The sequence below is a fragment of the Nonlabens arenilitoris genome, assembly GCF_002954765.1.
Taxonomy (GTDB): domain Bacteria; phylum Bacteroidota; class Bacteroidia; order Flavobacteriales; family Flavobacteriaceae; genus Nonlabens; species Nonlabens arenilitoris.
This window is the reverse complement of the sequence record NZ_MTPW01000001.1, coordinates 1,379,723-1,392,236: the sequence shown is the minus strand read 5'-3', so window position 1 is coordinate 1,392,236 and position 12,514 is coordinate 1,379,723. Positions and strand designations below refer to the sequence as shown.

The window sequence follows — 12,514 nt, the reverse complement described above, 5'->3', positions numbered from 1 at the left end:
CAAAAAACCTCAAGTGGAGTTCTTGAGGTTTTGAAATATTAATTTTTGTAGTCCGTCTTTCTGTAATGATATTTATAATAAAAGCTTCCATCATAATTATAAATTTTTTCTTTAATTACGGATGCAATAATTTCATATCCATTTAGACTTTTATCGAACTTTAAAACTTCCAATATCCTTTGATTAACTAGTGAGTATTGAACTATCATATAGTTATCTTGATAATAAAAGCTCTCTATGAATCTAAACACTTTTTTTGACTTTTTAATTTCTAAAGTGTCTAAAAATGTGATTTTTTGATTTTTATTAAAATGTTTTTCTAAATCATAATAATCATACCTTGAATAAATTCTCTTAAAATTATCACGCCTTAAACTATCTCCTTTTAAGTCATAATAAGAATAAATAGAGTCTAATAATTCATTATCGAATCTCTTATCAAACTCATCTGGAAAAGTGTGTTTCACAACATTAAACTCTCGCGAATAAGTTCCTCTCCATTTTAAGAGATATGACTCTAGGCAAAGTTCTTTGTTGTTTTCACAATTTTTAAGTTCTAACTGACTGTAACCCAAAAACGGAATTAACACTAATATGCAGATTGTAATTCTTACCATCTAGATGTTATATTTATTCTTTCCCTAATCCCGTAGGACTTGTGTGACCCATTTGCAAAACCCATTTATCGTCAACTAATTCAAAGACTCTACACCAATAGAATCTTTTTGTACCCATACAAACTATAGAAAAGTTATCATTAAAAAGCACAGCTCCAACTATTGAATAATTACTTGTACGCCATTTAAAATCTACTTCTTTTACAGTTTTTACGTATTGCATTAAATCAGGATTCCAAAACTTTGGTGTCAGTTCTTCATCATAATCCAATACCGTCCAATTTGATTTAAGAGATAAATGATTTAAAGTAATTGAATCACGCTTTTCATAAATCGAATTATCGCTTATGGAATCAACTCTTCTTTTAGGCGATAGCATCAATTTTAAAATGAGCTCATCAAAAAACGAATCATTCTTGAAGGCGATTGACATTTCTGCTAAATCAAATTTATCAGGTATGTAGGTAAAAGCCCTTCCATATTCATGAATTTTCTCAACAAGCTCATGGGACTTCTCATAGTATTCATTTTGAGAGTATCCAAATGTTGAAATAAATATTAAAACACATTTAAAAAAAAATTCATATTAATTACAATTTCTGTCTCCGATTGGTAATATATTTTGAATAGTCGGATTTAACGATAAAACACCTTCTTCTGCGTAAGCCCTTTCAAATACGTTTTCGATAAAATTTTGATTAAGGAGTAAAAAATCTGTAGATGCCGTCATGTCACCAGACCAACTTAAATAATCGTATTCCTCATGCTGATGATTTGAGTTGTCCCAAGCTTCTATCGCTGTTGCAATTGCTCCAGCAAATTGATCTGACATTATTTGATGTTGTGTTGATATCGATGTTAAATCATCAATGATTTCATCTAACTTTTGACCTAAAACTGAGTTAGGTTTTGTTTGATTTATGTAATATAGGTAGGCATGAACTAATTCATGTACTACAGATCTCGCCAAAGCCAAATCCGTAGCTCGACTAATATATTCAGCACTAAATTCAATTTTAATCTTCAATACATCCGTACCATTACTGTTTATAATTGTTGGGTTTGTTTGAGCATTCACTGGGATGTTAGAAACAGCAAATGTGATGCCGTAATTTCCAGTATTATCAAATAATGAAAGGGTTTGAGTTGCAATATTTAATTGTTGTTGTAACGATGGTGCAACTCCATTCATATCCATATAGAAATTATTTGTTGGCTTGAACTTATCTATTATATCTTTTAAACAATCTGGAACTGAGACGTCATAAATAGATTTATTTTCAAAATCCACCTCATTATCTTCATCTTCTTCTTTAGCCTTTATAGCCTCTTCTGCAAAGTTCTTAGCCTCATCACTATGGTTTTCATCTACTAAAAAATTATCAGTGTCATTTCTCAAATCATCTTGATCTGAGTCATTAATAAATCTCCAGAGTTCTTCATCTGTTTGTTCTAAACGATCAAAAAACTCTTGTGTCTCGTCAGCTACCGATGTTGGCGCCGGTTTTAAATCTATAACAGGAGAAGTAATCACACCAGCACAATCACCATTACTTAAGGTAAGTTGATCGTTACAAGGTTCATCTGGCTCGTTAGTATTGTTGTTAATAAGTGGTAATTGTCCAGAACCACCGGGATTTGTTTGTCCGCCAGTAGGTGGACCAGGATCATTTGGAAAATCACCTCCAGGATTTACATCTCCGTTAGATGGTAATAAATCTCCACCACCACAAGGTTCCATATAGAATACTAAGGTTGCTTCTTGTGCTCTTCTCCAATCTCCTTCATCTAAATTACAATCTTCACCTGGGGCATGATCACCAACTGTACAGTTTCTAGCAGGTGAAACCTCTGCAAAACTTACACAATCTCCTTCACCTATCATTACTACACCATTTTTATGCTGAAAACTGGATGTTACAGGTGTATATCTGACATACGGAGTAGCATCTACAGGAATGCTTCCTTGCCTTATATCGTCTAGGGTTATGTAATTCAAATCATATGCAACTATAAATGCTTGATAGGTAGAGTCCATTTGTTTTGAAAACACCATGTTTTTTAAATGGGTTGTATCGCTTGGGTCAGTGATTTTAAAAGTATAACTCTCATAAGTTCCACTAGTTAAATAATTAACATCAGTGTCTTCAATGTAAAAACCATTGATAGAATCATAAACTGATTTTTGAAAAGTATTCATGCCCAATGATTCTTTTGCGCTACTTAAAGCCTTATTTAAAGAATGATTGTTAGTTAATTGAGAACCTGTTAGTTTTTCAATTTTAAATTGTGGTTGCTCTTGTATAGTTTCTAGTGGAGTATCATCCCTTTCACAACTAGTAGTAGAAAACATTGCCATAAGTGCTATCGCCAATAGAGAATTCGTCCATTTAAGCGTTTGAGCGTTTAAACATATTTTAAAATTGTAAATTATCTTTAAAAATACTAAGGTAAGATTTTTCTATCAATAGGCATAAATACCTGTTTTAAAAATTATACAGTTGCTCTTCAACAATATTTTAAATCCTTATAGTAAAGCGGTTTTGTGGTTAAAAATGTTGTAATCTAAATATCTTAGAAGTCACAAAAAACCTCAAGTGGAGTTCTTGAGGTTTTTGGGTTTTATATTTTTTCGATTCTATTAATCGGCTTTCTTAATTAGAAATATAAGTTCTTTTTGGTAAAATGTAAGTTGAGTTATAACAAGCATTATTAACTGCCAATAAAATGGTATAACCTTATCATTATCCATAAATACACCAGAAAAACCAAAACACATCAATATTACAATTGGAATAATTAAGAAATATTTACTGTTTCTCGTTCTTTCCCATTTGAATATAAATCTATAACCATAAAACATAAGTATAGGTGATATAATACCAATGGCAATTAAAGCAGAAAAGTCATTTGCTGAAATATTTAAAAACTGTGAGTTAGATTTAATCCCTAATGGTAAAATTTCACTTATTAGATACCATAAACCAGAGGTAATGCCCATTGAAAATAATAAAACTAAAAAACACATAACCATAGAAAGTAAAACAGTCAATAAAATACCATGTTTTAATTTCTTAATATTAAAAGGAATAATAACTACTGCATAAATTACCACAAATTGTAATCCCCATAAATAATCATCAATTAGCAAAAGCAATAACGCTATTGATGCTGGCGATACGATTTTGATTAACATGTAAACTATTTTTGAAAAACTTGAATCCATATTTAATTACAAGGTATTGAATTAATTTGCTGCTCATCAGTAAGTAACTCCAATAAAATCTCTTTTTGAACTTGTACTGATTTTGAGTGTGCTATTTGTGCTTGACCACCATTTTCCACCACCCAATTCTCAATTTCTTGTTGCATATTTCTCCAAGTAGCATCGCTTTTACAAAATCTACTCGATAAGCGGTTGAATCTATTGGCATGCCGCGACTATCTACTATCTTGAAATAGGATGGATTGATACTGATGCTATCCAACTGTATACTGTCTGTTACCGCACGACGCACTTTTTTCACATTTACATACTCTTGTGCACTGGCTGCTGCCATGATGAGAGTAAAGAGAAATACCAGTGCGTGTTTCATGCAAGATTAAAACAGATTCTCTTCAAAAATATTTTAATTGTAAGTAGTAATGGTGTTTTGTGGTGGGAAATCTTGTAATCTCAACATCTAAGAAGAAACAAAAACCTCAAGTAGAGTTCTTGAGGTTTTGAATTGATCTATTGAAATCGCGTCCCTCTATAAGAGGCATAATAGATATAATATCTGTTTTTCCTTCCAGATGGTTTTGATGGAATATGATAATAAAAAGGAACTATTAACTTTATATATGGTGATTTTTCCGTTAGCCACATGTGAAGTTCAAACGGTTCATTCGACTTTAAATCGTAAACTGATGTCGCTCGTATCTTACAAAATTCTTCTTCAGAAATTTCCTTTATAGGAATCAAATCAAACATGAAGACCTCATGGGTTGATAAATGATTTTTAATTGCATTTGCCCGTAAAAAACTATACTCCAATAATTCTTGTTTAGGATATTCTTTCATGAGCACATTAGATCCCACTTTATCAAAAAGATATATAATTTCTTGATTTGTTTGTCCATATAGAGAATAACCAGCTAATAAAAAAAATATTAATCTATACATGATCTGGAATATTCTTGGTTAATTGCGTTTTGTACAGTGTTTATACGATTTAATACTGATGGATTATGATTTTGGTATTCCGTTGTTTCCTCAAGCCCAGTCCATGTAAAATCATTTATAATTTCGTTCATACTCATACCATGAATCGCTGAAGATAGGCTTGGAAAGGTGGTCGTTGGATCTGTAAGATATGAATTACTGTCCAATAACGCTTGACCCATGATTTGTCTATAATTACCTATTGTGAACAATTCATGATTCCATTGTCCCATACCTGCTGTGGAGTTTGATGAATTATAGGAAGTCGCCATAAAAGCAAAATAAGCATCATTTAAATTATTTAGCGGCGGAGTTACGTTAGCAAAATTATATTGATTACTTCTTGAGACAATACTATTAAACATTCCTAATTGTATACATCGTTCAATTAGTTCCGAATGTCCAATCTCATGTAATATAATCAATGCAATTTCTAGGTTTGTCATATTATTCATGACATTTTGATCAAATAATATTTTATGACGTCTTGCATTATTTGTTGAAGCAAAATAGACCACATCTGATCGAGCAGCAACAATACCTCCATTGGTTGCGGTAAGTCCAGTTAAATCCTCCATTGTTAATTTCACTGATATTTGCTTTTCTGATCCAAATAAGTCATGTATAAAGCTTGATGAGAATGTAGGACTAGAACCTCTTAATATTTCATATACACACTTAACTTTTCCTTTTAGTTGATTTATTAATCTATCCTCAAAATCCACCTCACTATCTTCATCTTCTTCTTTTGCCTTTATAACCTCTTCTGCAAAGTCCTTAGCCTCATCACTATGATTTTCATCATTTAAAAAATCTCGTATTTCTTCCCTAATCCTTTTATTTTCTTCCGCACGAGTTTGATCATATGGATCATTATTAATAAAATCTCTTAAGTCCTCTGGAAGACTATCAAAAAACTGTTGGGTTTGACCATCAACAGGTGTAGGCACTGGTTCAATCTCAAACACAGGTGTTGTAGCTACTCCTGCGCAATCACCGTTACTTAAGGTAAGTTGATTGTTGCAAGGATCATCAACTAAGGTGTTAGAATTATTATTCCCTATTGCATTATCATCACCTGTGCCACCTGGATTATCACCACCTGTTAAATCTGCACCTGTATCATTGGGTGGATTATTTCCTAATCCTCCGCCAGTCCTTGGACATGGGATCATAGTTACTATAACCTCTTGATAGCCTGCTTTTTTATCAGCTTTGCATTTAGGGTCATTTGGATCGCTATGGTTGCCACCACCATTACAACGTGATCGCGGACTAATTTGTGTAGAACCTACGCAGTCACCTTCTCCCAGATAGGTTATGTCTGTTTTAAATTGAAAATCACTATTTATAGGAGTATAAATTACATAACCTGTTAAGTCTGATGGAACATTACCTTGCTTAAGGTCTTCTAAGGAAATAGAGTTCAAATCATATGCAACTATAAATGCTTGATAGGTAGAGTCCATTTGTTTTGAAAACACCATGTTTTTTAAATGGGTTGTATCGCTTGGGTCAGTGATTTTAAAAGTATAACTCTCATAAGTTCCACTAGTTAAATAATTAACATCAGTGTCTTCAATGTAAAAACCATTGATAGAATCATAAACTGATTTTTGAAAAGTATTGATGCCCAATGATTCTTTTGCGCTATTTAAAGCCTTGTTTAAAGAATGATTGTTAGTTAATTGAGAACCTGTTAGTTTTTCAATTTTAAATTGTGGTTGCTCTTGTATAGTTTCTAGTGGAGTATCATCCCTTTCACAACTAGTAGTAGAAAACATCGCCATAAGTGCTATCGCCAATAGAGAATTTGTCCATTTAAGCGTTTGAGCGTTTGAGCGTTTGAGCGTTTAAACATATTTTAAGGTTATAAATTATCTTTAAAATTACTAAGGTAAGATTTTTCTATCAATAGGTATTAATACCTCTTTTAAAAATTATACAGTTGCTCTTCAAAAATATTTTAATTGTAAGTGGTAAAGCGGTTTTATGGTGGGAAATGATGACTGAGTAATAAAACAACCGCTAGTCTTAAGATGTATCGCTCAACTACTTCTATAAAAATACTTTTAAATTTTTCTCGTTATTCTCTTATTGCTCAACTAGTTTCTATAATTTTATAGGAATTCTAGTACTAACCACACCTACTACCTATTTCTATGAAAAAGTTAATCCTCGCTCTTTGTACTGTCATGCTTCTTTTTGCCTGTAAAGACGACCAGCAAATCAATACAGAAGAAAACGTCAACACCTTCTTCAAGTTTAGAGAATATGTGGCACAGGTTTCTGATAACGTGATATCTGCTCGAGAACCTATCATCATACGACTTAATGAGCCTGTAGAAAGCTGGAAGGTTGATATGGAGCTAGAGAATGATATCATGACGCTTTCGCCTAGAGCTAATGGAATAGTAAAGTCCTTAGATCATCAGACCATCGCTTTTGTACCCGATGAACCACTGGAACAAGACACTAAATATAAAGTGAGTTTTAAACTGGGAAAAGTAAAAGACGTACCAGCAGATTTTAAAACATTTGATTTTGAGCTTAAAACCATTAAACAAGATTTTATAGTACGTACAGAACCGGTAAGTTCTTATGATAGTAATTACCAATTCATCTCTGGTAGTATCATCAGTAGTGACGTGATGACTTTAACTAATGCTGATCTTTTATTAAAAGCGACATTAAACGGCAAAGAGTTGCCTATTAAAATTCTTGATAATAATGAATTAGGAAAGTATTTTGAATTTAAAATAGATAGTATAAAACGACCTGTTGAAGATGAAGAGATAGAAGTAAGCTGGAATGGTAAATCGATAGGTGTCGATAGCAAAGGTGATAATGTGGTGCGCATACCTGGTAAGAATTCTTTTTCTGTTACAGATATAGAACTGTTTAACAACGATTCGCAATATATACTGGTCAATTTTTCTGATCCTTTACAGACTGGACAAAATCTAGATGGACTGATACAAATTGAAGGTGTTGATAAATATAAGTTTGAAGTTGACGGCAATGAGGTTAAATTATATCCTAATAAAACCGTTACCGGAAGTAAAAAAGTTGAGGTCTTTACAGGCATTAAAAGTGTTGACGGGTATAACCTTAAATTTCCTTTCTCTAGTTACATTGCTTTTGAACAGGTAGAACCTGCCGTGGAATTAGTGCGCAACGGTACTATTTTACCTTCTTCTCAAAACTTAAAAATCAATTTTAAAGCCGTGAATCTTAAAGCGGTAGATGTTTGGGTTTATAAAGTTTATACTAACAATGTCCTGCAATATTTACAAAGCAATAACTTAAGCAATAAAGGTAATTTGCGCAATGTAGGTAGACCGGTTGCACGCGACGTGATCGATCTAGCCGGTAGTGGTAAAGATGTTACTAAATGGAATGTCTTTTCAATAGATTTAAGCAAGATCATTGCTCCAGATCCTGGTGCACTATATCGTGTAGAGTTTAAATATAAAAAAGCCTATAGTGCCTACAATTGTGATGACAGTACACTAGAAGAAACGGAAGATGAAGAAGAGATCGATTTTGACGTTTCTTTTGAGTTTTCTAACTGGGATAGTTATCAAAACTATTACTATGATGACTATTATTATGATTATGACTGGAGCGAGCGTGATAATCCTTGTTCAAATTCTTTTTATCGCAATAAAAGTGTTAGTACTAATGTGCTTGCTAGCGATCTAGGAATAACGGTTAAACGTGGTGAGAATAACACCTATCTGGTTGCTATCAATAATATCTTGACGACTAAACCATTGGGCGGCGCTCGTGTTGAGTTATTTAATTTTCAACAACAAGAAATTTATGAAGGACGTACTAATGCGCAAGGACTACTCCATATCGATTTAAGAGATGAGAAAGCATTTTTTGCACAAGTGAGTTATAATAATCAATTTGGATACGTCAGGTTAGATGATGGTAACGCATTACCAGTAAGTAAATTTGACACTGCTGGAAAAAACTTAAGCAATGGTCTTAAAGGATACATCTATGGTGAACGTGGCGTATGGCGACCTGGCGATCACATTTATCTAACATTTGTATTAAATGATGCCGATAATAAATTACCCAACGGTCATCCTATCAAACTAGAATTGCGCAATCCTAATGGTAAAATCACCCATCGAGAGGTTTTAAAAAATGGATTGAATAATTTTTACCAATTTGATCTAAAAACAGATGATGAAGCACCTACAGGAAACTGGAATGCACGCATAGAAGTAGGTGGTTCTACTTTTAATAAAACACTTAAAATAGAAACCATTAAACCGAATCGACTTAAGGTAAAACTAGATTTTGAAGATGAGATTTTAAAATCTGGAAAAGCAAGTACTGGAACTCTAGAAACCATGTGGTTACATGGCGCAACTGCAAAAGGACTTAAAGCAGATATTACTGCAAAGTTATATCCTACTACTACAAAATTTGAGGATTATAACAGCTACATCTTTGACGATCCGTCACGCTATTATGATACCGAAGAAGTTGAAGTATTAAATAGCAGCGTTAACCAGCAAGGACAGGCTAGTTTTACTTTCAAACCAGGCATGTCTACAGAAGCTCCTGGAATGTTGAAAGCAAGCTTCTTGACTAAGGTTTATGAAAACGGTGGAGATTTCAGTACAAACGTAACTACCAAAATATATTCACCTTATGACACTTATGTTGGTCTAGATGTGCCACCAGGAGATAAACGTCGTGGAATGCTAGTAACAGATCGCGATCATAAATTTGATGTAGTAACTGTTGATGAAAACGGAAAACCTAAAGCAACTAAAAACCTAGAAGTAAAAGTTTATAAGGTAAACTGGCGCTGGTGGTGGCAAAGCTCTTCAAACAGTTTATCACGTTATGAATCTAGAGAATATAAAGAACTTATTATGCAAACCACTGTATCTACTGGTAGTAATGGTAAAGGCGACTTTAAATTCAATCTAGAATATCCAGAATGGGGACGATATTTAGTGCGTGTATACGATCCGACCAGTGGACATGCGACAGGTAAATTAGTTTATGTAGACTGGCCAGGTTGGGCTGGAAAAAGTCGTAAGACAGACCCAGAAACCGCTTCCATGCTTATTTTTAATGCAGATAAAGAAAAATACGTAGTAGGTGAAAATGCAAAAATCACTTTCCCTAGTACTAGCGATGGTCGTGCACTAGTCACCATAGAAAATGGAACAGAAGTGCTCGATGCACAATGGGTAAACACCACAAAAGATGAAACTGTAGTAAATATACCTCTCAACAACCTTTACGTTCCTAATGTATTTGTGCACATCACTTATTTACAGCCACATGCACAAACCGCAAACGATCTTCCTTTAAGAATGTATGGTGTGATACCGCTTCTAGTAGAAAATAAAGCTTCACATTTATATCCAGTGATCCATATGCCAGATGAGCTCGCTCCAGAAAGTCAGACGACCATAAAAGTGAGTGAGAAAAACGGTAAAGCCATGACCTATACCATTGCCGTAGTTGATGAAGGACTATTAGATTTAACAAATTTCAAAACGCCTAATGCTTGGGACACCTTTTTTGCTCGCGAGGCTTTAGGAGTAAAAACATGGGATATTTTTGATGATGTAGTCGGCGCTTATGGCGGCCGTATCGATGCTGCCTTTGAAATAGGTGGTGATGGAACTGCACAAGATGCCAAAGGGAAAAAAGCAAATCGCTTCACACCTATGGTCATTCACTTAGGGCCATTCCAGTTAGAAGCTGGCAGCAGTAAATCGCATACTATCGATATTCCACGTTATGTAGGTTCTGTGCGCACCATGGTTGTAGCCGGTAATGATCTTACAGAATCTTATGGAAATGCAGAGAAAACTACTGCGGTTAAAAAACCATTAATGATGTTGGCTTCGCTTCCGCGAAAACTATCTCCTGGGGAAACAGTAAAGTTGCCTGTAACCATCTTTGCAATGGATAAAAAAGTGAAGAATGTAAGTGTAACCATGGAGAACTCACCATACTTTGAATTTTTAAATGGGAATTCTCAAAAGCTAAGCTTTACAGAAACAGGTGACCAAATCGCATATTTTGATGTCAAAGTAAAATCACAAGCTGGTATTGCAAAACTTGAACTTAGAGCCAGCGGTAACGGAGAAAAAGCAGCTTACAGTACTGAAATTGATATTGTAAATCCTAATCCATATACAACCATATCAGAAAAGGCAGAGGTTGCCGCTGGCGCAACGGTTAGCGTTCCTATAACACCATTTGGAACTGGTGGAACTAACAGTGCCCAAGTCAGTTTTTCTAGTTTACCATCTATGGATTTAGGTCGTAGATTGAGTTACTTAATCCGTTATCCACATGGATGTGTGGAGCAAACTACCAGTGCTGCCTTCCCGCAATTACACTTGAGTAAAGTTGTGGATTTGACCAGTACTAAACAAGCAGCAACGAGTAAGAATATTAAAGCCGCAATTAGAAAATTAGGTCGTTACCAACGTTCTGGTGGTGGTTTCTCTTACTGGCCTGGATATGGTAGTGCAAACGATTGGGGAACAAGTTATGCTGGCCACTTTTTAATTGAAGCAGAGAAAATGGGATATACCATACCTATATCCTTCAAGTCAAACTGGATAGCCTATCAAAAAAGAGCTTCAAAAGAATGGCGTTATACGGAGTGGAATGACATGCATCAAGCATATCGACTCTATACACTAGCACTAGCCGGAGCGCCAGATTTATCTTCTATGAATAGATTAAGAGAAACAAGAAATCTGTCTAATGAAAGTAAATTAAGACTAGCCGCGGCTTATGCACTGGTAGGTCAACAAAAAGCGGCAAATGAGTTGGTCTCTAATTCAAACATAGATTTTAAACCTTCTAGATATGATTATAGAACCTATGGATCACCACAGCGCAATCGTGCTATGGCTCTAGAAACCATGATTCTATTAAAAGAAAATAGCAAGGCAAGAAATCTTGTAGAAGACCTCGCAAAAGGACTTGATTCTCAAAAGTATTATAGTACACAAGAGACGGCCTATTCCCTACTCGCTATTTCAAAATATGCAGATTTTATAGGAGGAAAAGGCATTGACGTTAGTTATAGTTTTAAAGGGAATTCTACATCTGTTTCAAGTGGTAAAAGTTTAGCCAGTCGTGATTTAGAAATAGATACACAAGAGACTTCTATATCTGTAACTAACAATGGTGAAAACAGTATTTTCATCACTACGGCAACCACAGGAAAATTACCAGTAGGTGAAGAAAAGGCAGTGAAAAGTAAGCTATCTGCAATCGTAAGCTATACGGATAGTAACGGTAAAGCGATTGATATGAATAATATCATACAGGGAACAGAAATCACAGCAAAAGTGATCATCACAAATACGACAGGTCTATATGTAAATGATATCGCTTTAAGCCAGATTTTACCTAGTGGTTGGGAAATAGTCAATACTCGTTTTACAGAGTATGGTGACAACACAAGCAACAAAGCTGAATATACCGATATAAGAGATGATCGAGTAAATTATTACTTCAGCTTACAAGCTAATAAGTCCATCACCTTTGAAACGGTTATCAACGCAAGTTATCTAGGTAATTATTACCTGCCAGGTATACAGTGTGAAGCGATGTATGATAACGAGTATATTGTGCGCAATAAAGGACAATGGATTGAAATTAATAGGTAAGTAAAATTTATTTG

The 12,514-nt window shown here is 34.3% G+C and carries 8 protein-coding genes; 1 reads left to right on the top strand and 7 read right to left on the bottom strand.

Annotated elements, in window-relative coordinates; genetic code table 11:
• Positions 1-38: 38 nt before the first annotated feature.
• The 7 genes from BST92_RS06185 to BST92_RS06155 all read right to left on the bottom strand — a co-directional run bounded on the left by BST92_RS06185 (position 39) and on the right by BST92_RS06155 (position 6,626).
• Positions 39-617, bottom strand: coding sequence for a hypothetical protein (locus tag BST92_RS06185; RefSeq protein ID WP_146105117.1), 579 nt, complete (start codon positions 615-617; stop codon positions 39-41).
• Positions 618-630: 13 nt separating this feature from the next.
• Positions 631-1,050 (bottom strand): hypothetical protein, encoded by a 420-nt coding sequence (locus BST92_RS06180; protein WP_042286960.1) that lies wholly within the window; start codon positions 1,048-1,050, stop codon positions 631-633.
• Positions 1,051-1,203: 153 nt separating this feature from the next.
• A complete protein-coding gene (locus BST92_RS06175) occupies positions 1,204-2,991 on the bottom strand; it encodes a hypothetical protein (protein WP_146105116.1) in 1,788 nt (595 codons plus the stop codon).
• Between the two features lie 267 nt (positions 2,992-3,258).
• The gene (locus BST92_RS06170; RefSeq protein WP_105070654.1) at positions 3,259-3,813 is read right to left on the bottom strand and encodes a hypothetical protein; all 555 of its coding nucleotides are present in this window, start codon (positions 3,811-3,813) and stop codon (positions 3,259-3,261) included.
• Positions 3,814-3,934: 121 nt separating this feature from the next.
• Positions 3,935-4,213, bottom strand: a complete 279-nt coding sequence (locus BST92_RS06165; protein ID WP_105070653.1) for a hypothetical protein — start codon at positions 4,211-4,213, stop codon at positions 3,935-3,937.
• 137 nt (positions 4,214-4,350) lie between these two features.
• On the bottom strand, positions 4,351-4,782 hold the full coding sequence (locus BST92_RS06160; RefSeq protein ID WP_105070652.1) for a hypothetical protein: 432 nt from the start codon (positions 4,780-4,782) through the stop codon (positions 4,351-4,353).
• Positions 4,770-6,626, bottom strand: coding sequence for a hypothetical protein (locus tag BST92_RS06155; protein ID WP_146105115.1), 1,857 nt, complete (start codon positions 6,624-6,626; stop codon positions 4,770-4,772). The genes BST92_RS06160 and BST92_RS06155 overlap by 13 nt, the downstream gene beginning before the upstream one ends.
• Positions 6,627-6,983: 357 nt before the next feature.
• On the opposite strand from BST92_RS06155, the gene BST92_RS06150 reads away from it, so the two are divergent.
• Positions 6,984-12,500: an alpha-2-macroglobulin family protein gene (locus BST92_RS06150; RefSeq protein WP_105070650.1), complete on the top strand. Its 5,517-nt coding sequence runs from the start codon at positions 6,984-6,986 to the stop codon at positions 12,498-12,500.
• Positions 12,501-12,514: the final 14 nt, after the last annotated feature.

Bases quoted from the DNA above. Each gene is read 5' to 3' on its own strand.
- BST92_RS06180 (WP_042286960.1), bottom strand. From the start codon at position 1,050: ATGTCAATCGCCTTCAAGAATGATTCGTTTTTTGATGAGCTCATTTTA.
- BST92_RS06160 (WP_105070652.1), bottom strand. From the start codon at position 4,782: ATGTATAGATTAATATTTTTTTTATTAGCTGGTTATTCTCTATATGGA.
- BST92_RS06170 (WP_105070654.1), bottom strand. From the start codon at position 3,813: ATGTTAATCAAAATCGTATCGCCAGCATCAATAGCGTTATTGCTTTTG.
- BST92_RS06165 (WP_105070653.1), bottom strand. From the start codon at position 4,213: ATGAAACACGCACTGGTATTTCTCTTTACTCTCATCATGGCAGCAGCC.
- BST92_RS06150 (WP_105070650.1), top strand. From the start codon at position 6,984: ATGAAAAAGTTAATCCTCGCTCTTTGTACTGTCATGCTTCTTTTTGCC.
- BST92_RS06185 (WP_146105117.1), bottom strand. From the start codon at position 617: ATGGTAAGAATTACAATCTGCATATTAGTGTTAATTCCGTTTTTGGGT.